The sequence below is a fragment of the Streptomyces sp. F001 genome (genome assembly GCF_004187715.1).
Classification (GTDB): Bacteria; Actinomycetota; Actinomycetes; order Streptomycetales; family Streptomycetaceae; genus Streptomyces; species Streptomyces flavusporus.
The window spans coordinates 1-24,421 of record NZ_QZWF01000047.1 but is presented as its reverse complement, the minus strand read 5'-3'; the positions used below and the strand labels follow the sequence as shown (position 1 = coordinate 24,421).

The following is a 24,421-nucleotide window of genomic DNA, read 5'->3' as shown; positions in this document are numbered from 1 at the left end:
GACTCCACCACCGCGCGTGCTCACCATGACGCGGCCGGGATGCACCTGGGCGAGGACGTCCTCGGCGCCCTGGAGAAGGCTGCCGCCGAGGCGGAGAAAGCCAGGCCAAAAGGGGCGGCCTAGTCCGGCCAGTTGGGGTGAACCGTGTCCAAGGCCGGGGCACCACAGGGGTAGGGCGCGCAAGGCGTCGCCAAGTCGTATTCCCACGCAGTCGCCGCCACCGGCCATCGCCACATCGCCCGCCCACACACGTCGCACTCCACGAGCGGATCCTCACACGCCCACGTGCACAGCCACCAAACCCCGCACCTCGCGCGAGCTACCAGACACCCCCGCCAGGACAAAACGCTCTTTCAGCAAGGTGCGGGCTCGAGCAAGCAGGGCGGCGTCAGCCAGTGCCGCCGCTGTCCGACCGGGAGTCCATGCGCTTGCCGCAGGATCCGGCGGGCTGCCCGGGAAGAGTTCCGGTCATCGGCACTGGCCGTCATTCAATGGAGCAAGGGCGCCTGAGCTGGGCAGATGCCCGTCAGGCGCTCTCTCGGCGTTCCATGCTGTCGCCAAGTACGCGAACGCAGCAGGGGCGCGACGTGATCAGCGCCGTGCACCGACGAGGAACCTGGCACGCACCTCGGCGGCGAACTCCTTGTTCCTGGCGGCGCGTTCGCGGGATTCGACGGCTCGGCGCTCGAACCACTCGACGCGCTGGGCGGTGAAGTCGGCCATGCGGGCGTCGCGCTGCTCGTACATCCGCTGACGGAGTGGGTCGAGCGTGGTGCGGTCGACGGTGAGGAGGTCCTTCATGCCAGGGCCTTCCGCCTTGCGGGGGAGGCGCTGCTCGACGGGGAGGATGTCGAGGCGGGGGGCCGGGAGGGTCTGGTACCAGTACGCGGTGGTGGACCAGTCGTCGGCGAGGTGGTTGCCGTGGCCGTGCTCCATGGTGACGCGGATGCGTTCGTTGAAGCGGACGGGGTCGGCGAGGTGGAAGCGGTAGTGGACCTGGAGGCCGGGGACGTCTTCCTCGTGGATGATCGTGCCCTGGAACGGATAGTTGATCTTCTGCATGCCCCAGCCGTGGCTGAAGTAGTCCTCGCCGCCGGTCCCGTGCATGGACGGGGGCCAGCTGGTGGTGCCGTCCGGGTTGAAGTCCTCGTCGATCCAGATCATGTCGTCCCCCTCGCCCCACCAGGTGCCGGTGAAGTGGTTGACGGTGTGGACGCAGCCGATGTAGTTGCCGGCGCCCTCGGTGTCGAGGATGACGTAGTTGTCGTTGCCGTCGAGGTTGGGGACCTGTGTCTCCAGGCTGTTGACCTGCAGGTCGGGACCCCAGCCGTTGCAGGGGTTGTTGCGGCGCCAGTGGGCGTGGAAGTAGAGGGTGTCGTCGGGGAGGTCCTCGGCGAAGAGTTCGTAGTCGATGTAGAAGTACTGGACGTACGGGTGCTCGCCCTGGTTCTCGACCTCGATGCGGGCGCGCCGGTTGAAGGGCATCGGCAGGAAGCAGTTGAAGGCGGCGGGGCCGCCGTACATGCGTTCCGAGTCGTCCTTGACGGAGACCGTGAAAGGCATCGACTGGAAGCTGGCCGGCATGGAGTTGCCGACGCCGAAGAAGTCGCCGAGCGGGGCGACGACGGACGGGTGCTCCTGGTCGTCCCAGTACATCTTGATGACGACCTTGCGGTAGTAGTCGGGGTCGTTGACCTCCCAGTTGTAGCCGAGCGCGTTGTTGAACTCGACCATGGCGGTGCCCGCCTGGCGGGCGTCGAACAGGCCGGGGCCGAGGACGACGCGGCAGCCCTGGACGAACCACAGGTGGGTGATCGCGCCGGGGCCTTCCAGATCGGCGAGGACGGCGGTCTCGCCCGGCATCACGATGAACGCGTCCTCATTGAGGCCGGTGTGGTCCCAGCTGGCGACCCGTGCAGAGCGGGACCGGCGGCGCCGGGCGGCGCGGCCGAGCAGGTCGTCGCCGAGGGAGAAGGAGCGGACGGACATGGAGCGGGTGTCCCTTCGGTTGTGCAGCCGGGCGGTCGGCCCGGGGCAGAGGGGGTGGATCAGCCCTTGACCGCGCCCAGGGTGAGGCCGGCCACGATCCGTCGTTGCAGGACGAGCGTGAGCAGGATGACCGGGATCGAGTAGAGGGTGGCCATCGCGGTCATGGGTCCCCACTGGAGGCCGTACTGGGTCTGGAAGTTGGCGATGAGGATCGGCACGGTCTGGGCCTTGACCGCGGTCAGGAGCAGGGCGAAGAGGAATTCGTTCCAGGACGCCAGGAAGGCGAAGATCGCCGTCACGGCGACGCCGCCCGAGACGACCGGGAGGACCACCCGGATCAGTGCGCCCATCCGGCTGCAGCCGTCGACCTTGGCGGCGTCCTCCAGCTCGGCGGGCACGGCCTCGAAGAAGCTGACCATGAGCCAGATGGACAGCGGGAGTGAGATCGTCGTGTGGGCGATCGCCGTTCCGACCGGTGTGTCGGTCAGGCCCAGGGTCTTCATCATCCCGATCAGCGGTACGCCGATGGCGACGGGCGGGACCATCCTGGTCACCAGGGCCACCACGATGAACACCCGGCCGCTGACCGTGCCGAAGCGGGACACGGCGTAGGCCGCGGGCACGGCCAGAACGAGGGAGATCACGGTGCTGAGGACCGCGGTGGTGATGCTGTTGATGAACGCGGCGGTCACGCCCGGGGTGTCCAGCGCCTTGGCGAAGTTCTCCAGGCTCCACACCTTCGGCAGGATCGTCGGCGGCACCGCGAGGGCGTCCGACGGCGTCTTGAAGGAGGTCAGCATCAGGTACAGGAACGGGAAGGCGTACGCGGCGACCACCCCGAGCAGCAGTGCCCACAGCAGCGCTCGCTTGGTGGCGAGCCGGTCCAGTACGGCGGTCATGACTGCCCCTTTCCGGGCCGCCAGATCATGCGCATCGTGACGATGGCGACGGCGAGCATGGCGATCAGGTAGAGGGTGCCCATGGCGGAGGCCAGGCCCTGTTCCCCGAAGCGCACAGTGGTGCGGTAGATCAGCAGGCTCAGGGTGGTCGACGCGGACTCGGGTCCGCCGTTGGTCTGGATGACGATGGTGTCGAAGGCGCGGGCGGCGTCGATGCCGCGGACGATCAGCGCGACGGCGATGACCGGCCGCAGCAGCGGCAGGATGATCCGGAACAGCTGCTGGCGTGCGTTGGCGCCGTCGAGCTTGGCCGCCTCCAGGACGTCGCCGGGGATGTTCTGGAGGCCGGCGAAGAGCACGAGGGTCATGAAGGACGTCGTGAGCCAGATGTCGGGCAGGGCGACCGAGATCAGCACGATGTCCGGGTCGGACAGCCAGCCGATGTCGGCGGGGCGGTCCAGGATGCCGACCTTGGTGAGCAGTGCGTTGACGAGTCCGAAGTTGTCGATCAGCAGGAACCGCCACAGCAGACCGGCGACCACGGGGGCGATCATCAGCGGGTACAGGAACACGGTGCGCAGCACCCGGGAGCGCTGCCCGAGGGCGTTGAACAGCAGCGCGGCACCGAGTCCGAGGCTGAATTCCAGCGTCACGACGACCACGGTGTACAGGAGGGTGCGCAGCGCGGCGTGCAGGAAGTCCGACGAGGCCAGCACCTCCGTGTAGTTGTCGAACCCGATGAAGCGGCGGGTGCCGGCCAGCGGAGCGATGTCGTGGAAGCTGTCGATGACGAGCTTGACCAGCGGCCAGGCGACGAAGACGGCGAGGAACGCGGCCGCCGGCAGGATGAGCACGAGGGCGAACTGCTTGTCCGACATCGGTCGTCTGCGTGGAGGCTTGGCGGCCGGCGTCGGCGGCGCGACCGCTTTGTGCACCAGGTGGTCGGTGCTACTTGACAAGCTTCTCCACCTCCTGGCGTGCCGTGGCCAGCAGTGCGGCGTGGTCCGCGCCCTGGGTCAGGGACTTCTGGATCGTGGGCACCAGCACCGTGTCCACGATCTGCTGCCACTTCGGGCTGGCGGGACGCGACTTGGTGGCCGGCCCGTCCAGCGTGGTCAGCAGCGCCTTGAAGTGCTCGTAGCCGGGCTTGCTCGCGTAGGAGGAGTACGCGGACTTGCGCGCCGCGAGCCCGAGAGAGGACTGGATGGCCAGCTTGTTGTTGTCGTAGGCGAACTTGATGAACTGCTTGGCCAGGTCGTTGTTCTTGCCGGCGTTCGGGATGGACAGATAGAAGGGGCCCGGGATGGCACCGATCCCGGCGCTGCCCGCGATCATCGGTGCGACGCCGACCTTGCCATGGACCGGGGAGTCCTTCGGGATCAGCGGGTAGGCGTGTGCCCAGAACCGCATCATCGCGGTCTTGCCCTGGCTGAACAGGTTCTGCGCACCGGCCCAGTCCAGCTGGGCGGCCCCGGGCGGGCTCACCTTCAGGCGATTGTTGAGGTCGGAGTAGAACTTCAGCGCGGCGACGTGCTGCGCGTTGTCGATGATCACGTTTCCGGAGTCGTCGAGCACGACGCCGGGGGAACCGGCCTGCAGCACATGGGCGAGCCACTCGGTCTCCACGGCGCCCTTCACATCGGTGCCGTAGAGCTTGGTGCCCCGGGTGAAGAAGGCGGCCGTGTCCTGGAACTGCTGCCAGCTACTGGGAGGCGCGAGCTCGTAGCCGTGCTTCTTCCGGAATGCAGCCTTCTCGCTCGCGTCCTCGAAGAGGTCCTTGCGGTAGAAGAGGATCTCCGCGTTGGTCCACGCCGGCATGCCGACGTACTTGCCCTTGATCTGGGCCCCGTCCACCAGGGACGGGAACAGGTCGGCCGTCACGTCGGCCGTGAACAGGTCGTCGAGCGACTGGAAGGCATCGGCGAAGGTCGGCAGCCAGATCGCGTCGACCGCGGCGAGGTCGAACGACACGGATCCCGTGGACAGTTCGCTGTTGAGCCGGTTGTACAGGCCGTCGTAGGGCAGTTCGACGAAGGTGACGGCGTGTCCCGTCTCCTTCTTGAACGCCGCGGCGATCTTGGTCAGTTCGGCGTGGCCGCCCGACTCGCACAGCACGGTCAGGGAGCCGGACGAGCCGCCGGACGAACTCCCGCCGGCACCGCAGGCGGTGACTGCGGCGGCCAGCCCGGTGGCCCCGGTGATCTGCAGAAAGCTTCGCCGGGACAGTCCTGGGGTTGTTCTGTTCATGATGTTCTCCGCGCTCTTGGGAAGAAGGGGAGGGAGAAGAGGCAATGCCGTCGCCTGGCAGTCCCGACGAAGGGGAATCGGTGATGTGCGAAGGAAGCTTCAGCGGACGGCGCCCGCGGTCATGCCCGCGATGACCTGCTTCTGGAAGGCCGCGTAGATCGCCAGCTGCGGCAGCAGGACGAGGGTGGCGGACGCCATCATGGCGCCGTAGTTGACGCTGTAGACGCCCTGGAACTGGGAGACGCCGAGGGAGACGGTGGTCATGTTCGGGTCGTTGATGAGGGTGACCGCGAAGGGGAACTCGTTCCAGACGTAAATGACGTTGAGGATCGCGAGGGTGGCGACGACCGGCCGCATGAGCGGGAAGACGACCTTCCAGGCCATGCGCCACAGCCCGACCCCGTCCATCACCGCGGCCTGCTCGATCTCCTCGGGGAAGTCCCGCAGGAAGCCGGTCAGCAGCAGGATGTTGAAGGGGATCGTGACGGCGATGTACGGCAGGATCAGCGCGAAGTAGGTACCGAACAGGCCGAAGGTGATGTCGAGCCGGTACACCGGGAACAGCAGGATGTAGACCGGGATGGCGAGGCCGGCCAGGAAGTAGAAGCGCAGCGTTGTCTGCGTACGGCGCCGGCCGCTGCGGAAGATCATGCGGGTGAGTGCGAACGCGGCCATGTAGGAGATGACCAGCCCGATCGTGACCGAGACGACGGCCAGAATCAGCGTGTTCTTGTACATCACCAGCAGGTTGAGGGTCTCCAGGGCCTGCTGATAGTTGGCCAGGGTGAGGTCGGACAGCGAGAACGGGCGGTTGAGAATGTTGTCGTTGGTCTGGAACGACAGCAGCACGATCCACAGCAGCGGAAACAGGATCACGAAGGTGATCAGGTAGGCGACCGCCGAGACGACGATCCTGCCGCGCCTGCGGCGTCGCGGCCTGTGCGGGGTCTCACCGGGGGCCGCCGGCGACGCGAGCGACATCTTGACCTCGGTGTCGATACTCAACGGACTTCTCCCTTACGGCGGTTGTCGAGGAACGTGGCCGCGGAGGCGAGCGCGCCCACCACGAACACCACCACCGCCAGGGCCATGCCGTAGCCGTACTGCTGGGTGGTGAAGGTGATGTGGTACATGTAGCTGACCATGACCTCGGAGAGGTGGACGGGACCGCCGCCGGTGAGGGCGTAGACGAGCTCGAAGACCTTGAAGACGCCGGTGACGACGAGGGCGGTGACGATGCCGAACGTCTCGCGCAGCATGGGGATCTGGATGTGCCGCAGCTGCTGCCAGCGGCTCGCCCCGTCCAGGCTGCTGGCCTCCATCACATCGCGCGGCAGCATGCGCAGGCCGGCGTAGAAGATGGTCAGCACGAACCCGATCTGCTGCCAGAGGTAGACGAAGCCGATCGAGTACGAGCTGAGCGTGGGGCCGCCGATCCACTGCGGGTGCGCGGGCACGCCGATCGCCAGCAGGAAGGCGTTCACCAGGCCGATCTTCGGGTCCAGGATGAAGATCCAGATCAGTCCGACGAGGATCGGCGCGATGATCGCCGGGGCGAAGACCAGCGCCCGCAGCGCCCCGCTGCCCTTCACACGTCCGCTGAGCAGGATCGCGAGGAGGAAGCCCAGCGGGATCAGCAGGAACAGGGCGATGCCGAGGATGATCCCGGTGTTGCGCATCGACGTCCAGAAGGCGTCGTCCTGCGCCATCTGCCGGTAGTTGTCGAGGCCGGCGAAGCCGCCTGCGGAGACGCCGTCGAAGTTGGTGAAGCTGTAGTAGAGCGAGTACAGGATCGGACAGATCATGTACAGGCTGTAGATGATCAGCGCCGGCGCGACCATCAGGGCGAAGTGCCGGCGCGTGGTGAGCCAGTTCATGGGGTGACCGCCGGAACCTGCTTGATGGTCTTCTGGACGTTCTTCACGGCCTCTTCAGGGCTGAGGCTGCCGCCCATGACGCCGTAGAAGCTGTCGTACATGGCGCTCGCCGTGGCCGCGGAGACGACCAGGTCGGGCTGCGCCTTCGGGCTCGTCCAGCCGGGCTTGGACGCCTCGGCGAGGACGGCGGCGAACACGGGGTTCTTCGTGGCGTCCACGGACGGCTTGTACGTCGTGACCGGCGGCTGGGCGTTGTCGACGAGGATCTTCTGGCCCGCGTCGCTGTAGTAGAACTGGATGAACGCCTTCACCGCGGCGTACTTCTTCTTGTCGTCCTTGACCTTGGCGCTGACGACGAACGGTGCCGAGGGCACGTTCATGACGAGCTTCTGGTTGCCGACGCCGTCGGAGAAGGTCGGGCCGGCCCAGAAGCCGGTGTCCTTGCCCACTCCGCTCTTCTGGATCTTCGCCGCCTCCCAGACGCCCGCGTCGAGGAAGGCCGCCTTGCCGGACGTGTAGGAGGCGACGGCCTGGGCGTAGGTCTGGGTGTTCATGTTGGAGGGGAAGGCGCCGGCCTCGGCCAGCTCCTCCACGTGCTTGTAGAGGCGCAGGAAGTCGGCGCTGTCGTAGCTCGCCCTGCCGGACAGGATGTCCTGGTACTTCGCCTCGTAGCCGAAGCGGTCGAGCATGGTCAGGAACGCCCAGACGCTGAACGAGGAGTTGTTCGCGCCCTGCGTGATCGGCACCACGCCGGCCGCCTTGAGCTTCTTCACCGCGGCGAGCAGGTCGTCGAACGTCTCGGGGACGGCGATCTTGTGCTCGTCCAGGATGGCCTTGTTGTAGTAGAAGCCGGTGACCAGCGCCTGGTACGGGACGCCGTACTGGACGTTTCCGGAGCGGAAGCCGGCGAGCATGCTCGGGACGAACTTCGCCTTCAGGTTGTCCTCCGCGAGGATCGGAGTCAGGTCCAGCAGGTCGCCGCTCTTGACCATGGTCTTCGCGAGCGAGTCGTACACCCAGAAGATCTCCGGCAGCGTGCCGCTCTGTGCCGCGATGGTCATGCGCTGCTCGTGCTGGTCGACCGGCTGGCCCTCCAGCTTGATCTTCATGTCGGGGTGCTGCTTGTTGAACTCCTGCACCATCTGCCAGGTCGCCGGGTCCTGGGTCTTGCTGTCCGGGTTGTGCATGGACAGCGTGATCAGTCCGTCCGAGGACGATCCGTCCGCCGTGTTCACCGCGGAACCGCAGGCCGTGGCCGTGACGAACAGGGCGCTCGCGGTGGCGGTGAGCAGAAGTCGGCGCGAGATGCCGGAAGGCCGTCTCGACGTCGGAGGTGCGCTCTGAGGAGAGGTCGCCATGGTGCTGCTGCCTTCCGGGAACTGGGTGAGGAGGCGGAACCAGCGGGGGATGGATGTCCGGTGCGCGCGGTGGTCCGGCCGTGGGGGCCGCTCTGCGCCCGTGACGCAAACGTTTCGATGAAAGGTGCCCCGGGAGTTCCAGCGTGTCAATACTGCGTGACGGAGCAGTTTCCAGAAGGGACAGCTCTCCGCTGGCCACAGCCATTGACTGCCTTCGCCGCGACGTGCGAAGGTCTGCGCAATCGTTTCGATGAACCTGACGGTGAGCGGAACGAGTGGACGGCGAACCGGCCCACCCGCATGGACCGGTGGACCGTATGGCGTTATGCAGTTACGGACCGGATCATGGATCGGTCCGACGACACGAGGAGGCGGCGAACGGCAGTGGCCACGATCTCCGACGTTGCACGGATGGCGGGCGTCTCCACGTCCACCGTGTCGCACGTCATCAACGGCACACGGCCGGTCCGTGAAGAGACCCGCACCCGGGTCGAGGAAGCGGTCAGGACCACGGGCTACCGGCGTGACAGCCTCGCCCGCGCGCTGCGCCGCTCACGCACCGACTCCATCGGGCTGATCCTGACGGACGTGTCCGAGCCGGCCTTCGCGGCGATGGCCCGCGGTGTCGAACGGGCGGCCATGGGTGCCGGCCTGACGGTGCTGCTGGCCAACTCGGGCGAGGACGCGGAGCTGGAGGCACGGGCGCTGGAAGTTCTCGCCGAGCGCCGGGTCGACGGCCTGCTCATCGCTCCGGTCGCCCGGTCCCACCGGGAGGCGATCACCGCGGTCATCGGCCAGGGCACACCCGTCGTCCTGATCGACCGGCTCGGCGGGGTCAAAGCCGATCAGGTGGGCGTCGAGAACACCGCCCCCATGCGGGAGCTGGTGCTGCACCTGGTGGAACGGCACGGCCATCGGCGGATCGCGCTGGCCGCCGGCGACACCGGTGTCTCCACCATCTCCGAGCGGCGGCGCGGCTACCTCGAAGCACTCGACGAGGCCGGGATCGACGTCGACGACAGCCTGATCGTCACCGGCAGCGGCCGGGCGGACGACACCCGTGAGCGTATGACGGGCGTACTGCGGCAGCAGCGGCCGTCGGCGGTGGTCGCCGCCAGTACCGAGACCGCGGTGGGTGTGCTCGCGGCGGCGAAGGGGCTGGGGCTGGCCACGCCCGAGGACTTCGCGCTGGCCACCTTCGACGGCTTCCCGCACACCGACCTGTTCCGCCCCGGCATCACTGCGGTCGCCCAGCCGGCCCACGAGATCGGTGCCACGGCGATGGAGCTGCTGCTCAGCCGGATCGACGGCAGCCTCACCACCCGCCCCCGCACCATCCGCCTCGAGCCGGAGATCACCTACCGGGAGTCCTGCGGCTGCCCGGCCTGAGCCACATCCACCACATCAAGGGGGCGGCAGGAGGGGTCCAGTCTCCCGCCGCCCGAGTTCAGCGAACCATCACTGAAGGGGTCAGTTTCCCATGCCTTCACACGCCCTCGAACACCTCACCCGCCCCACCCGGGCCCGCACCGCCCGCGTCTCCAGCTGGGACCAGCGCGGCCGCAACCAGGACTACTGGACGACCCCCGCCCACTCCAGCCGCGTCCTGGCCGACCTCGAAGGTCCGGGCCGGATCACCCACATCTGGATGACCCAGTTCTGCCGCCGCACCCTCGGCCCCGGCCTGATCGACCCGCTGGAAGCCGACACCGTGGCCCCCGTGATGGAGATCCACAACGCGCTCGGCGTCAACTGGGAGGAGCCGGACCCGGACTACTACCGCAAGGTCCTCATCCGCATCACCTGGGACGACGAGGAGGAGCCCGCCGTCCTCGTCCCGCTCGGCGACTTCTTCGGCATCGGCCACTGCATGCCCAACAGCTACCAGTCGGCCCTGTTCACCGTCTCCGCCAAGCCCGAGGAGTCCCTGATCCTCGGCGGCAGCGCGGCCCTGAACTGCTGGGCGCCGATGCCGTTCAACAAGCGGGCCCGCATCGAGCTGGTCAACGAGAACGACCTGCCGATCCAGCAGTACTTCTACATCGACTACGAGCTGTTCCCGGACGAACTTCCCGAGGACACCCTCTACTTCCACGCCCGCTGGAACCGCAGCAACCCCTGCAACGGCTGGGCACCCGACATCCAGACCAACAGCCCCGAGGTCAACATCGTCGACATCACGGGCGAGGACAACTACGTCATCCTCGACACCGAGGGCAAGGGCCACTACGTCGGCTGCAACCTCTCCGTCCACCACCGACAGGGCAGCTGGTGGGGCGAGGGCAACGACATGATCTGGATCGACGACGACTTCCTGCCCGACGGCTCCACCAGCTGGCCTCCCTCCCTGCACGGCACCGGCACAGAGGACTACTTCAACCACGCCTGGGGGATGCAGAAGAACGCCTACCTCTACCACGGCGCGATCCTGCACGAGGCCGACGTCCCCGGCTACTCCGTCAACTACCGCTTCCACGTGGCCGACCCGGTCCGTTTCGAGGAGCGGATCCGGGTCTCGATCGAGCACGGCCACGGCAACCACCTGGCCGACGACTGGGCGTCGACGGCGTACTGGTACCAGACTCTGCCGTCCCCGAAGGCCACGGTCCTGCCGTTGGAGCAGCGCCTTCCCGTGCGCCCGGTCGGCCGGCCGATGCCGGTTCCCGCTGCCCGCTCCGGCGCGGTCGCCGAGGAGATCGCCGTGATGCGCGAGCGGTACCAGGCCCGCTTCGAGCGCCACATGCGGCACTTGGAAGAGCGCACCCGGCAGCGCGGCGAGCGCTCGTTGCAGGAGTCCGAGGCCAACATCAAGCAGGCCGCGGCCGTTCGCCGCCGTTACGACGAGCGCGCCGATGACTGAGACCGAGACCCGGGCGGCGGTGGCGCTCGACACCCACTTCCCGGCGGTCCACCTCCGCCCGCCGGCCCACTGGATCAACGACCCCAATGGCCTGGTCTTCCACGACGGCCACTACCACGTCTACTTCCAGTACAACCCGCGCAGCGCCCGTCACGCCGACATGCACTGGGGCCACTACCGCAGCCGCGATCTGATCCACTGGGAGCTGCTGCCGGTCGCCCTGGCCCCCACCCCGGGCGGCGATGACAAGGACGGAGTCTGGTCCGGCAACGCGATCTCCCACGACGGCCGCCTCACCGCCTTCTACTCCGCCCGCCACAACGGCCGTTGGCACCAGCCGGTGACCTCGGCGGTTTCGAACGACGGCGGTACGACCTTCACCAAGCGCGGCCGGCTCCTGATCCCTGACGCGCCCGAGGGCACGACGATGTTCCGCGACCCGTACGTGTGGCGGGACGGCGACCGCTGGCGCATGCTGGTCGGCGCGGCCTTGGCCGACGGACGCGGAGCAGCTCTGCAGTACACGTCGGACGGCCTCGACCACTGGTCGTACGAGGGCGTCTTCCTGGCCCGCCCACCGCATCCCCTGCGCGATGGCCGGAACACCGAGGAAGGCTGGGAGTGCGCCCAGTACGCCGCCTTCCCCGACTGCACCGGCGCGGTCCTCGCCAGTGCCTGGGACCCGCAGGAAGGGGCGAGCTGCGCGATCTACTGGCCGGGCCACGAACAGGACGGCGAGTTCCATGCGGACAAGCCCCACCTCCTTGACCACGGCCCCGACTTCTACGCCCCCGCCCTGCTCCACGCACCCGACGGACGCCGGCTGATGTGGGCCTGGATCTGGGAGGCCCGGGACGAGGAACGCGTCGGCGCATCCAGCGCCTGGACCGACGAGGCCGGCTGGGCGGGCATGCTCTCCCTGCCCCGCGAACTGACGCCCGGCCCGGATGGAGAGCTGGTCCAACGACCGGCCCGCGAGCTGCTCGCCCTGCGCGGCGAACGACGGATCGCCGCGGCGGGCAAGGCGAGCGCCGAACAGCCGGTGGATCTCGGCGAGGTGTCCCGGGCCACCGACCTGACCGTGACCCTGGAGCGCGGCGGACGCCTGCGGCTGCTCACCTCACCGGACGGGACCGAGTACCTCGACATCGTCCATCACCTGGTCACCGGCGAACTGGTCGTCGACCGCGACCACGCCTCCCTCGACCCCCGCGCGAAGGGCGGCAGTTGGCGCCTTCCGTCCGAGGGGCCCGACGCAACCCTGCGGATTCTGCTCGACCACTCGGTCGCGGAGATCTTCACCGCCTCCGGCCGCACCCTCACCCTGCGCGTCTACCCCGTCGGCGACGGCCCCTGGCGCGTGCAGATGGGAGCCACCGGCGTGGCCTCCGCCGCGTACACGGTGGGGGCATGGGATCTGACACCGCCGGAAGCGCCTGTTGGTGACACGACGACACGAGCGGCGGGAGATATCCGATAGCGAGAGGTTCATCGACCCGGTCGGCACGTCCAGCGTGCCGACCGGGTCGATGGTGTTGCGGGTCAGTCGGTCAGGTTGCCCATCTTCCAGATGGTCATGGACTTGACGACACTGCCGTCGCCGAAGAGCCGCAGGCCGAGGGAGTCCTGCCGGAAGGGGTAGGCGCGGGTGGTGACGGCTCGGAGGTGACGGTACCCGTGGGGGCGTCACCGCCGCCCGCGAACCCCCACAGGTGGTAGGTGCCCTGCTGGTTGAAGCAGCAGCACCAGCCCCAGCCCGGCTGGTTGGTGACCGTTCCGGCGGAGGCGGTTCCTGTGGTGCTCCAACCGCTCAGGTCGCCTGTCTCGAAGCCGGGGTTGGACAAGCTGCTCCCGCTTGCGCCGGCCTGTCCCGACATGAGGGGCGTTGTCATGCCGAGACATGCCATGAGCGCGAGCAGTATGCTTGACATGCTCCTCGGGCTGAAGCCCGAGGATTCTGGCCGTCCCTTACCTGGTGCTGTGCCGCTACGCGGCGCAGGCCGTGGGTGGGATTCCGTGGCTTCCTGCTTCGTCGCGCGGTGCCCCGCCCCGGGAGGGGCGGGGGCTTACCTGCGCTCCACAGGCTGATGCCGCCAGTCCGGCGGCCCTGATGTTGCGTGCGGCGTTGGTGTCCCGGTCGTGGACGGTGTCACAGGCCGGGCAGGTCCATTCCCGCACGTGAAGGGGTTTGGGCCCGTCCCGGTGGCCGCAGGCCGAGCAGACCTGGCTGGTCGGCTCGAACCGGCCGATCTGCACGAAGGCGCGCCCGTATCGCTCGCACTTGTACCTGAGCATGGTCACGAACATGGACCAGCCCGCGTCGTGCACGCTCTTGGCCAGCCGGGTGCGCGCGAGTCCGGATACCGCCAGGTCCTCCACCACGACCACTTGGTTCTCGCGGACGATCCGTGTGGAGAGCTGATGGCAGAACTCCTTGCGCGCGTCGGCGACCTTCGCGTGGGCGCGGGCCACCTTCAGGCGGGCCTTGGCCCGGTTCTTCGATCCCTTCTCCTTGCGGGACAACTCCCGCTGCGCCTTCTTCAGCTTCTTCTCCGCACGGCGCAGGAACCGCGGCGAATCGATCTTCGTGCCGTCGTCCAGGACCGCGAAGTGCGTTAGCCCCAGGTCGATGCCGACGCTGGAGTCGGGTGCGGTGTCGGGCAGGGTGGTGGCGTCGGTGTCGGGGTCGGTGTCGATGACGAAGCTGGCGAAAAATCTTCCGGCCGAATCCTTGATCACGGTGACCGAGGACGGCACCGCCGGCAGGGTGCGCGACCACTTCACCTTCACCTCGCCGATCTTCGGCAGGAGCAGCCGCCCCGTCCCGATGATCTTCCAGCGGGCGTTCGCGGTGAACCGGATCGCCTGCCGGGAGTCCTTGCGGGAACGGAATTGAGGCTCGCCCACCGGCGGTCCCTGGCGTTCGCCCTTGAGCGAGGCGAAGAAGTTGCCGTAGGCGTTGTCCGCGTCCCGCAACGCCTGCTGCAGGACGACGGAGGAGACCTCGCCCAGCCAGTACCGGTCCCGGTGCAGCTTGCCCCGTGTGATCAGGGAACGGGACAGGGTCTTGAAGGTCGGGTAGGGCTCCTTCGCCGCATGGGCGTCGCGGCGGGCACGTACGGCGTCGTTGAACACAACCCGCGCACACCCGAACGCCCGGGCCAGCGCACCCTGTTGACCGGGCTCCGGGTACAACCTGAAGGCGTACCGAAGCTGCATGTCGCTGATCGTACGAATCCACTCCACGCCACCGCTACGGGGAACATCCGTACGAGCCATCGCCGTCCCGTACGGATGGCATTGTCCGGCTCCGCCGGAACGCCGCCGCGACGCTCCGCGTCGCCACTACGAGATTCGCTTCACCACCGGCCTGAAGGACTCTGCTGAGAATGTCGCGAATTGGGTTGTCAGGCGGCGAGTATGAGGGCTTCGAAGCGGGAGGTGCGGGTGCTGCCGAGCGGGGTGCCGGTCAGCCATCGGTCGATGCGGATGATGTTGAGTGCGGTGGCGGCGAAGACGTGGCCGAGACGGGTGATGGGCAGGTTGCGGTAGCGGGTGCGGCGCAGGCCGGTAACGCGGACGGCCTGGGAGATCGTGCCCTCGACGCCGGCCCGGATCGCATAGCGGGCCTTCCACTCGTCGGTGTCCTGGGCCCGGCGGGCGGCTTCGAGGGCCTCGTGGCGCTCGCGGGGGAGGAAGGTGACGCCCCTGCCCCGGCGGCCGGACGGGGGCTTGGTGCACTGCGCCTGTTTCGGGCAGGGGCGGCAGTGCTCGGCGGAGAAGAACACCTTGAGTACCGGGGTGCCGTTGCGGTGGTGTTTCTGCTCCCACCACTCGAAACTGCGGTGCCCGCCCGGGCAGACGGCGCTCTCGGTATCCCAGTCGATGGTGAAGTCGGCGCGGGAGAAGCCCTGGTCCTGCCGGGACTGGCGACTGCTGTCGTGCGGAGCCGGTCCCAGCAGTTCCATGCCCCGCTCGGTCGCGGTCACGAACAGGGCGGCGGTGGTGTAACCGGCATCCACGACGTGCACGTCCGGCAGCAACTCCCGCTCGGCGAGCGTCTGGTGGACCGGCTCGGTCATCTCGGTGTCGGCCACCACCGCGTCGGTGGTGGACACCTGGGTGATCAGGTGTGGTGCGTCCGGCTCGCAGGTTTCCGTCAGGTGCGTCTTGTAGCCGGTCCACCCGGAGCCGCGCTTGATCCCGTAGCGGGCGTCGGTGTCGTAGGGCGAGCACAAGCGGTGATGAACCGGCGGGAGGTCCTTGCCCTCCCGCCAACGCACCCCCCCCTCTCATCGCAGTGATACTGCTGGACCCAGGACTGCCGCAGCACCTGCACTGCGTCGATCTCGCGCAGCCAGGCGGGGGCCGCGGGGCCGTAGACCGCTTCCAGCAGGAAGAACCCGTCCCGCCCGACCTGCTGGGACCACTGCTCACGGATTTCTTCGCCTTTGGGGAAGCGGTAGTCGTCCACGCGCGGCCCGTAGCGCTCGGCCCACTCGGCCGGGACCAGGCCGGACAGCCACACCGGGGCCGCGACCGCCAGCGCCTCCAGCGCGGCCCGCAGCGTCTCGCCGACGAACTCCATCCGGTTCAAGGTCCGCACCGCCACCAGGACATGCGTGGAATCGGTCCGCTGCCGACCGCCGGCCTTCAGCAGGCCCAACGCGCGCAGGCGCTCCAGCACCAACTCCAGCGTCTTCTGCTCCAGCCCGTGCTTGACCAGACGGGAGCGGAACAAGCTCAGAACAGAGGGATCGAACCCGGGATCATCCAGCTCCAGGCCGAGCAGGAACTTCCAGTCCATCCGGGCCCGCACCTGGTCAGCGGCCTGCCGATCGGTCAGCCCCTCCGCGTACTGCAACACCGACACCAGTGCCAAAGCCCCCGGCGAAACGGCAGGACGCCCCCGGGCAGGGAACGCCCCGGCGAATGCTTCGTCCTCAAACAGTGGACCCAACGCCTCCCGGATCCGCACCGCGAGCGCCCCCTTCGGGAAGGCCGCCCGCACCACTCTGGCCGTCAGCTCCGGCACTCCCTGATCAGCCCGCGGCTCCAGCGACATCCTTCTCGGCCCTCCCACCCACGACCGCAACAACCGTGGAGGACCAACGACACAAACCCTGCTCGAATCACGCTTTCCTCAGCAGAGTCCTGAAGGCCGGTGCACTGCGAATGAATCCCGGTAGCAGGCTGCCCGAGGGCCCTGTCCTGGATGTCGCTGGTGAACGCGTGCGCATGCTTACCTCCGGTGATGTGTTGAGGTGTGTTGGGCAGGCTGACCAGTGCGTTCTCCTGATCGCGGGCACACGACAGGGCCCCGGGAGAGTGGAACGTGGGTGGGCCGGTGGTCAGGGACGCTGGACGGGCACGTTGACGTCGTCGACGTTGATGTGACCCCAGCCGCCCGTCGCCTTGTCGACGACCTCGACGTAGATCCGCTCACCTATGTGAGCCGACAGGTCGAGGACAACACGGCGGTACTGCTCGACACCGCGGCCGGTCGCCTTGGCCAGCACCTTGTTGTCGCTTGCGCGGACTACGGCGGCGTAGAGCCGGTCGGGGTCGTTGCCGCCGGAGACGAGGAGATCGACGATGCCGTCTCCGCCGAGGGTGACGGTGGCGGAGCGGAGGACGCCGACCGCGTCGTCGCCGCCGGCGGCCGGGTTGAAGCCCCACAGGTGGTGGCCGGCCGGGTCCTCGTCGGTCTCGGACGGGTGGAAGGGGCCGCCCCAGCCCCAGTCGGCGCGGGTGGTGACGTTGGCGTCGCTGAAGGTGGTACCCGAGACAACGGTCCATCCGGTGAGGTCGCCGGTGGCGAAGTCGTGGTTGGGGAGGGCGTCGACATCCGTCGGGCGCGGCGGGTCGTAGGCGGCCGGAGCGACAGGTGTGTCGTAGGCGCCGTTCATGCGCCAGACATCCAGGGAGACGACCTGGGCAGCGCCGCCCTCGCCGGTGAGCCGCAGGCCAGTGGCGTCCTTGCGGGTCGGGTAGACGCGACTGGTGAGGCTGTTGGTGCCGCTCACGTACGCCTCCAGCATCGAGCGGTCGAGCAGAACCCTCAGCTTCAGTCGCCCATCGTCGAGTTCCACGGCGCCCTCGTGGATGCCCTTACGCACGTCCGGGTCAAGGCTGGAGCGACTGCGGTCGATCCGGAAACGGCGCTCGGTCGTGTCGTAGGAGAGCAGGGTCTGCTCGCTGTCGTCGGCGCTCGCCCGGACGGCCAGGGTGATGGTCGTGGCGTCGCGCGGTTCTATGACGGCCTCGATGTCCAGCATGTCGCCGGAAATGTCGGCGAGTTGACGGTTCGCCTCCGTCACCGAGGTCTGGCGGATCTCGGCGAGTCGGCGGCCTCGCAGGCCGGCCGCCTCGGCGATCGGTTCGACCCCGAGGGTTCCGTCGTGGCGCAACGACACGCTGACGGGCATCCCGGCGTTGTGCGCCCAGCCGGACTGGGCGTGCTGCTGTTCGCTGCGGCGGTCCTGGGTGATGCTGAAGAGCACGGACCGGCCGTCGGGGGTGACGAAGCCGGACGGGCCGGTGAAGTGCTCGCCGAAGTCGAACTCGCGGGGCTTTTCGTGGTCGGGCACGAAACGGCACTCGCCCTTGTCGAAGGTGCCGATCCAGTAGTAGGTGTGCTTGACGGCGTTCGGGTTGAACGCCTCCCACCACGGGCTGACCAGCAGGATGTGCTTGCCGGTGCGCTTCCCCGTGGGGCCGGGGAGCGGGAGAAGGACCGGCAGCTCCCACGCCTCTCCGGGCTCGGGCAGCGTGGCGAGATCGTTCCAGTGCAGCGGGCCGCGGTACTTCCACGGCCCTTCGGGCCTGCGCGCGGTGTAGACGAGTGCGGTTCCGCCGTGCTTCTTGGTGACCTGCGTGCCGTTGTAGTCGACGATGCCGCTGCCGACCAGCTGGTACCAGACGCCGTCCTCCTCCCAGACGAAGGGGTCGCGGAAGTTCTCCGCCCATGCGGTGCCGGGGCCGGCTGGGAGTCCCGCCGGGGCTTCGGTGACCGGCTCGGACTTCATCGTCCAGGTGGGCAGGTCCGTGTCGCCGTCGTCCGAGTAGGCGGACACCGCGAGGCCGGTGCGCTGGCGGTAGGGCAGGCGGTCGTCGCCGCCGGTGAAGAAGAGCACCGGTCCCCGGTCGCCGTCGACGTAGGCCGAGCCCGACCAGCAGCCGTCCGGGCCGACCGAGTCCCCTGCGGGTGCGAGGGCGATGGGCATGTCCCGCCAGTGCACCATGTCGGTGCTGACCGCGTGTCCCCAGTGGATCTGGCCCCAGAACGGGCCGAGCGGATCGTGCTGGTAGAAGATGTGGTACTTGCCCTTGAAGTACACCGGCGCATGCGGCTCGTTCATCCAGTGCCAGGGCGGCAGCATGTGGAACTGAGGACGGTGCCGGTCGCCGTCGAAGCGCGCCCGGTCGGGGGTGGTGTCAGGGCGGGGCACGCGGTGGCCGGGGAGCGCTGCGACCCTTTCGGCGTGCTCCTGCTGCGCCGTCGCGTCGTCCAGGGTGCCCGGGCGGATCACGAGGCTGTCCATCAGGCCCATGTACATGTTGGCGTGGAACTCGCCGTTGATCAGGGTGGGCCGGTTGTGCCGCCCGATCAGCAGGGGCTCGCCGGGGGCCGGTCGCGGGGCCGTGTCAGGGGTGGTCGCGGTACCGATCGGTCGGCCGTCGCGATAGAGGCGCAGCTGACGGGCGGCCGGGTCGTAAGTCGCGGCGACGTGGGTCCACCGGCCCTTGGCGGCCAGCTGGTCGTGGGCTCCCTTGACCTCGATCAGATCGGTGCCGAAGCCGAGTTGGAAGACGATCTGCCCGAAGCGGCGCAGGCCGAGCAGGAATCCGGTCTTGGCGTCCGGGTTGTGCTGGTTGACCAGGGCCTGGGGCTTGCCGTCGATGCCGTGCTCGTAGGCGTAGGGGGCGACCCACACGTCGATGGTCATGCCGTCGGCGGGGTTGAGCTTGCCGGGACCCTGGGCGGTGACGACGGTGGAGTAGCCGTCGAAGTACAGTGCCCGGCCGCTCACTCCGCGGCGCCGTACGGGGTCGCTGTCGGGCTTGTAGCGGGCGTCGGTGAAGACGTAGCCGATGGGGTCGGCGGAGCCGGAGACCGCCTCGCGGGTGACCGTGCCGGTGCGCTCGTCGAAGTCCCAGCGGGCGATGGGGCGTTGAGGGCCGCTCCGTCCCTTGGCGGCGGCGGGAGCGGGAGCGAACGAGAGAGGGACGACGACGACGACGCCGACAGCGGCCGATACGACACTGAGGGCTGTTCTTCTCCTCATGACTGGCTCCTGGGTCATGCACGGCATGCCTGACGCCGTGCCAAATCGGTTTAGTCGATGGGTCGGCATGGTTCGCGCGCCGCTCCTGCTAACGCAAGAGCTAATGCATGCCGATTTACCTCGGCGACACCTTAAGGCCTCACAAAACGCCTGATATCACCCACGTTTCGCATTCGATATCGCGGGACTGTTGACATCAGGCGAAGCGCGCATCAGTCTCGTCGCAACTTGCTAATCCGATTTAACAACGGAGCTGAGCAGCTGATGTCTGAACGCCGCGTGACCATGGCCGACGTTGCCCGCAAGGCGGGCGTCTCGCCGACGACCGCGTCGTTCGCCCTGTCCGGACGCACCGACATGCGTATCTCCGACGCCTCCCGCGAACGCGTGCTGGAGGCCGCCCGGGAGCTGGGTTACCGCCCGAACGTCACAGCGCGCAGTCTGCGGACGAAGTCGACGCAGACCATCGGGTTCGTGTCGGACCGGATCACCACGACGCCGTTCGCGGGCGAGGTGATCCGCGGCGCGATGGAGGCTGCGCGGGAGCGGGACAACCTGCTGTTCATCACCGAGGCGGGCGGCGACCGCGACGCCGAGTCCTCGCTGGTCCACGCGCTGCTGGACCGTCAGGTCGACGCGGTGATCTACGCGTCCATGTTCACCCGGTACGTGACTCCGCCCAAGGAACTGTTCGGGCGCCGCGTGGTGCTGCTGAACTGCCTGGCCCCCGGCTTCGACGCGCCGTCGGTCGTGCCGGACGAGCTGGAGGCCGGCCGTGACGCGGCCCGTGCCCTGCTGGCCGCCGGCCACACCGAGGGCATCTGGGCGATCGGCGGCCACCAGGCCGTTCCGGCCACGCCCGAGGGGATCATCGCCGGCAACGAGCGCATGCGCGGCCTGGAGGAGGTCCTGCGGGAGGGCGGCGCGCGCCTGGACGGCGTCATCGAGTGCGACTGGAACACGCCGGACGGACACCGGGAGGTCTCCGCGCTGCTCGCAGCGGGCCACCGGCCCCGGGCGCTGGTGTGCCTGACCGATCGGGTCTCCCTCGGCGCCTACCAAGCGCTCGGTGAGGCGGGTCTGTCGGTGCCCGGCGACGTGTCGGTGGTCTCCTTCGACGATCAGGACATCGCGTCCGTCCTGCGCCCGGCGCTCACCACGCTGAAGCTGCCGCACTACCTGCTCGGTCGCCTTGCCGTGGAGCTGATCCTCCGCAAGGGGCCGCTCGAAGCAGTCGTCCACCGTGTGCCCATGCCGCTGCGGGAACGTGCCTCCATCGGCGCCCCCGCACAGGGATGACACCGGGCACCCGAAAACAGGTCGTCCCGCCGCCCGGGACCTGAGACTCCCGGGCGGCGGGACGACCACCAAGAACAGCGACCGTCGCAACCGGTCGCCAAGGCGGGTCCGGCAAGACCCGTCTCAGTGAGATGGAGGAACCTCGTGGTGTTCAGAACAAGGCGCCTCGCTGGTGCGAGTGTAGCCGTCGCGGCGGCGACCGCACTGGTCGCCGGATGTGCGTCCGGCAGCGGCAGCACGTCCGGAGCCGACGGCGACACGCTCACCCTGTGGACGCACAACGCCGGCAACTCGGCAGAGCTCGACGTCGTCAAGAAGATCATCAAGGACTTCAACACCTCGCAGAGCAAGTACAAGGTCAAGCTCCAGGCGTTCCCGCAGAGCGACTACAACAGCTCTGTCGTAGCCGCCGCGTCGGCCAACAAGCTGCCCTGCCTGCTGGACGTGGACGGCCCCAACGTGGCGAACTGGGCCTGGGGCGGCTACCTGTCCCCGATCGACGTCTCCGGCAGCGAGGTGCCTCTGTCCGACCAGCTGGCCAGCACCGTCGGCCGCTACCAGGACAAGGTCTACGGCTTCGGCTTCTACGACGTCTCCCTGGCCTTCTTCGCCCGCAAGTCGGTGCTCGACGAGTACGGCATCCGCATACCGACCATGGACAAGCCGTGGACCAAGGCCGAGTTCGACTCCGCGCTGGCCAAGCTGAAGAAGAGCGGGAAGTTCGAGTATCCACTGGAGATGGGTACCGGCGGCACCGGTGAGTGGTGGTCGTACGCGTACTCCCCGCAGCTCCAGAGCTTCGGCGGCGACCTGATCGACCGCGACGGCTACAAGACCGCCTCGGGCACCCTCGACGGCAAGGGCTCCGTGGCGTGGGCCACCTGGTTCCAGTCGCTGGTGAGCAAGGGCTACATGGCGAAGAAGTCGGGTGCAGACCCGAACAAGGACTTCCTGGCCGGCAAGAGCGCCATCCAGTGGGACGGCAGCTGGAACGCGGCCAAGAACGCCGAGAAGCTCGGTGACGACCTGGCGATCATCCCGCCGGTCGACTTCGGGAACGGGCCCAGGATCGGCGGTGCCTCCTGGCAGTGGGCGATGAGCTCCAGCTGCTCCAACAAGGACGGCGCGCAGGCGTGGCTGAAGTTCTCCCGCCAGACCAAGTACTTCGTCGACTACGCCAAGGCCACCGGCACCCTCCCCGGCACCGAGGCCGCCGCGAAGCAGATCGACGGCTACCAGCCGGGCGGGAAGTACAACGTGCTCGTCCAGTTCGCGCGCAAGTACGCGGTGGTGCGCCCGGTCACCCCGGCCTACCCGTACATCTCCACCGAGTTCGAGAAGGCGGCCAAGGACATCCTGTCCGGCGCCGACCCGAAGAGCGCTCTCGGCCAGGCCGCGAAGGACATCGACAACAACCTGAAGACGAACAACCACTACTCGGACTGACCCGCTCCGGTCCGGTTCTGGCCCCGACCGCGCCTTCTCGCGCGCCCGAACCGGACCGGCTCCCCTGGAGCTACCGTGACCACCATGATCGCAGCCCTTGAGCGGCTGCGTCCGGTCCGGCGAACCCGAACGACCAACGCACGCCGCCGTGAGAGCCTCACTGCCCTCGGCATGGCCACGCCGGCCGTCGTGCTGCTGGTCGTCTTCCTCGTCGTACCGGTCACCCTTGCCTTCGCCCTGGCCTTCACCGACGCGAGGCTCGTCTCGCCCACCCCGGCCCGCTTCGTCGGCCTTCGCAACTTCACCCTGCTCTTCGAAGACCCGGTCTTCTACAAGTCCCTGCGCAACACTGCGTACTTCGCCGCCGTCGTCGTCCCGCTCCAAGCCGGGCTCGCCCTCGTGCTGGCGCTGCTGGTCAACGCGAAGGTGCGGGGCGTCAACTTCTTCCGCACCGTCTACTTCCTGCCGGTCGTCACCTCGATGGTCGTCGTGTCCTTGCTGTGGACCTTCCTCTACCGGCAGGACGGCCTGGTCAACCACGTCATCTCGGCACTCACCCTCGGACACGTCGACGGCCCGGACTGGCTGGGCGACCCGTCCACCGCCATGCCCGCCATCATCCTGATGTCGGTGTGGCAGGGCGTCGGCTTCCACATGATCATCTGGCTGGCCGGCCTGCAGACCATCCCGGCCGAGTTGTACGAGGCCGCCGACCTCGACGGGGCCACCCGCTGGCACCGCTTCCGCCACGTCACCTGGCCCGGCCTGCGCGCCACCCGCACATTCGTGCTCGTCACCATCACCATCGCGGCGTTCAGCCTCTTCACCCAGATCCGGGTGATGACCCAAGGCGGCCCGCTCGACTCCACCACCACCGTCGTCCACCAGGCGGTACACACCGGCTACGACCAGCAGCAGACCGCGTACGCAGCGGCGATCTCGCTGATCTTCTTCGTGCTCGTGCTGAGCGTGTCCCTCGTCCAGCGTTTCCTGACCCGGGAGAAGGACTGACATGACCTCCTTCCTCAAGCACCTCGGCGGTCACGCCGGCCGTGTCGTCCTGGCCCTGGTCTTCGCGCTCCCGCTCGTCTTCATGCTGGTCTCGTCGTTCAAGCCGGACGACCAGATCTTCAGCGACCTGGGCTCCCTGCGCGCCTTCCTCCCGGTCGGCGCCCTGTCCCTGGACAACTACACGGGCGTGTTCGAGCGCGTCCCGGCGGCACGGTTCCTGCTGAACTCGGTCGTCATCTCCTCGGTCACCGTGGTGCTCGGCCTCATCGTCAACAGCCTGGCCGCCTTCGCCCTGTCACGGATGCGCTGGCCCGGCCGCAAGGCCGTCCTGACCGTGGTAATCGCCACGCTCATCGTGCCGTTCGAGACCTTCGCCCTGCCGCTGGTGTGGTGGGTCAACCAACTGCCGCTGCTCCGCGTCAACGGCTTCCACCTGGAGTGGACCACTGGCTGGATGGACACCTACCAGGTGCAGATCCTGCCGTTCGTCGCCAACGCCTTCTCGATCTTCTTCTTCCACCAGTACTTCCAGAGCATCCCCAAGGAAGTCGACGAGGCGGCGATCGTGGACGGCGCCGGCTGGTTCACCATCTACCGTCGCATCGTCATGCCGCTGTCCGGACCGGCCATCGCCACCGTCGCCATCCTCACCTTCCTGCCCGCCTGGAACTCCTACCTGTGGCCCCTGATGGTCGTGCAGAGCGAAGAGCTACGACCGGTGATGGTCGGCATCTCCTACTTCTTCCAACTGAACGTGGGCTGGGGCCAGATCATGGCGTACTCCTCCATGATCACCGTGCCGATCCTCGCCCTGTTCGTGGCGTTCCAGCGGTCGTTCGTCAACAGCATCGCCTCGACCGGCGTCAAGGGCTGACGCTCGCGCGCCCGCGCCACCCTTCTCTTGCCGACCACGTGTGCTTCGCGCACCCCGAGAAAGGCCCCGTGTGTCCACGCCGCCTGCTGACCTCCACCTCCCGGCCGTGCATCTGCGTCCCCCGCGCAACTGGATCAACGACCCCAACGGGCTGGTGTTCCACGACGGCCACTACCACGTCTTCTTCCAGTACAACCCGTACGGCCCGTGGCATTCGAACGTGCACTGGGGCCACTACCGCAGCCCCGACCTGATCAACTGGGAACCCCTCCC

Annotated in this window: 16 protein-coding genes and 2 pseudogenes; 8 read left to right on the top strand and 10 right to left on the bottom strand. The window is 68.1% G+C overall.

The window, feature by feature from the left end; all coding sequences use genetic code 11:
• Positions 1 to 591: 591 nt before the first annotated feature.
• The 7 genes from StrepF001_RS41725 to StrepF001_RS41695 form a co-directional block, all read right to left on the bottom strand.
• On the bottom strand, positions 592 to 1,989 hold the full coding sequence (locus StrepF001_RS41725; protein WP_129803295.1) for a glycoside hydrolase family 172 protein: 1,398 nt from the start codon (positions 1,987 to 1,989) through the stop codon (positions 592 to 594).
• Positions 1,990 to 2,048: 59 nt separating this feature from the next.
• Complete coding sequence (locus tag StrepF001_RS41720; protein WP_129803294.1) at positions 2,049 to 2,888, bottom strand: carbohydrate ABC transporter permease; 840 nt, start codon at positions 2,886 to 2,888, stop codon at positions 2,049 to 2,051.
• Complete coding sequence (locus StrepF001_RS41715) at positions 2,885 to 3,847, bottom strand: sugar ABC transporter permease (RefSeq protein WP_206307125.1); 963 nt, start codon at positions 3,845 to 3,847, stop codon at positions 2,885 to 2,887. The genes StrepF001_RS41720 and StrepF001_RS41715 overlap by 4 nt, the downstream gene beginning before the upstream one ends.
• Positions 3,837 to 5,135 carry a sugar ABC transporter substrate-binding protein gene (locus StrepF001_RS41710; RefSeq protein WP_129803293.1) on the bottom strand — a complete coding sequence of 433 codons (1,299 nt, stop codon included), beginning with the start codon at positions 5,133 to 5,135 and terminating at the stop codon, positions 3,837 to 3,839. The genes StrepF001_RS41715 and StrepF001_RS41710 overlap by 11 nt, the downstream gene beginning before the upstream one ends.
• Positions 5,136 to 5,234: 99 nt before the next feature.
• The gene (locus tag StrepF001_RS41705) at positions 5,235 to 6,140 is read right to left on the bottom strand and encodes a carbohydrate ABC transporter permease (protein ID WP_129803292.1); all 906 of its coding nucleotides are present in this window, start codon (positions 6,138 to 6,140) and stop codon (positions 5,235 to 5,237) included.
• Positions 6,137 to 7,012: a sugar ABC transporter permease gene (locus tag StrepF001_RS41700; RefSeq protein WP_129803291.1), complete on the bottom strand. Its 876-nt coding sequence runs from the start codon at positions 7,010 to 7,012 to the stop codon at positions 6,137 to 6,139. Before StrepF001_RS41700 ends, StrepF001_RS41705 begins: the two co-directional genes overlap by 4 nt.
• Positions 7,009 to 8,370 carry an extracellular solute-binding protein gene (locus StrepF001_RS41695; RefSeq protein ID WP_129803290.1) on the bottom strand — a complete coding sequence of 454 codons (1,362 nt, stop codon included), beginning with the start codon at positions 8,368 to 8,370 and terminating at the stop codon, positions 7,009 to 7,011. Before StrepF001_RS41695 ends, StrepF001_RS41700 begins: the two co-directional genes overlap by 4 nt.
• 384 nt (positions 8,371 to 8,754) lie before the next feature.
• Between StrepF001_RS41695 and StrepF001_RS41690 the strand changes: the two genes are divergently transcribed.
• From StrepF001_RS41690 to StrepF001_RS41680, 3 genes are all read left to right on the top strand, one after another.
• Positions 8,755 to 9,759, top strand: a complete 1,005-nt coding sequence (locus StrepF001_RS41690; RefSeq protein ID WP_129803289.1) for a LacI family DNA-binding transcriptional regulator — start codon at positions 8,755 to 8,757, stop codon at positions 9,757 to 9,759.
• A gap of 91 nt (positions 9,760 to 9,850) precedes the next feature.
• Complete coding sequence (locus StrepF001_RS41685) at positions 9,851 to 11,230, top strand: glycoside hydrolase family 172 protein (RefSeq protein ID WP_129803288.1); 1,380 nt, start codon at positions 9,851 to 9,853, stop codon at positions 11,228 to 11,230.
• Positions 11,223 to 12,710, top strand: coding sequence for a glycoside hydrolase family 32 protein (locus tag StrepF001_RS41680; RefSeq protein WP_129803287.1), 1,488 nt, complete (start codon positions 11,223 to 11,225; stop codon positions 12,708 to 12,710). The genes StrepF001_RS41685 and StrepF001_RS41680 overlap by 8 nt, the downstream gene beginning before the upstream one ends.
• Before the next feature lie 506 nt (positions 12,711 to 13,216).
• Here the strand turns inward: StrepF001_RS41680 and StrepF001_RS41675 are convergent.
• From StrepF001_RS41675 to StrepF001_RS41665, 3 genes and pseudogenes are all read right to left on the bottom strand, one after another.
• A complete protein-coding gene (locus StrepF001_RS41675; protein WP_129803286.1) occupies positions 13,217 to 14,449 on the bottom strand; it encodes an RNA-guided endonuclease TnpB family protein in 1,233 nt (410 codons plus the stop codon).
• Between the two features lie 188 nt (positions 14,450 to 14,637).
• Positions 14,638 to 16,295: pseudogene (locus tag StrepF001_RS41670) on the bottom strand (IS1182 family transposase).
• Positions 16,296 to 16,581: 286 nt separating this feature from the next.
• Positions 16,582 to 19,518 (bottom strand): GH32 C-terminal domain-containing protein, encoded by a 2,937-nt coding sequence (locus StrepF001_RS41665; protein WP_165396551.1) that lies wholly within the window; start codon positions 19,516 to 19,518, stop codon positions 16,582 to 16,584.
• A gap of 264 nt (positions 19,519 to 19,782) precedes the next feature.
• Here StrepF001_RS41665 and StrepF001_RS41660 point away from each other — a divergent pair, with 264 nt between their 5' ends.
• From StrepF001_RS41660 to StrepF001_RS41640, 5 genes and pseudogenes are all read left to right on the top strand, one after another.
• Positions 19,783 to 20,817 carry a LacI family DNA-binding transcriptional regulator gene (locus StrepF001_RS41660; RefSeq protein WP_165396550.1) on the top strand — a complete coding sequence of 345 codons (1,035 nt, stop codon included), beginning with the start codon at positions 19,783 to 19,785 and terminating at the stop codon, positions 20,815 to 20,817.
• Between the two features lie 144 nt (positions 20,818 to 20,961).
• Positions 20,962 to 22,263: a sugar ABC transporter substrate-binding protein gene (locus StrepF001_RS41655; protein WP_129803284.1), complete on the top strand. Its 1,302-nt coding sequence runs from the start codon at positions 20,962 to 20,964 to the stop codon at positions 22,261 to 22,263.
• An 84-nt stretch (positions 22,264 to 22,347) separates the two neighbouring features.
• Positions 22,348 to 23,274 carry a sugar ABC transporter permease gene (locus tag StrepF001_RS41650; RefSeq protein ID WP_240797945.1) on the top strand — a complete coding sequence of 309 codons (927 nt, stop codon included), beginning with the start codon at positions 22,348 to 22,350 and terminating at the stop codon, positions 23,272 to 23,274.
• Position 23,275: 1 nt separating this feature from the next.
• Positions 23,276 to 24,148: a carbohydrate ABC transporter permease gene (locus tag StrepF001_RS41645; RefSeq protein ID WP_129803282.1), complete on the top strand. Its 873-nt coding sequence runs from the start codon at positions 23,276 to 23,278 to the stop codon at positions 24,146 to 24,148.
• Positions 24,149 to 24,218: 70 nt separating this feature from the next.
• Positions 24,219 to 24,421, top strand: a pseudogene (locus StrepF001_RS41640) (glycosyl hydrolase); the annotation flags it as partial.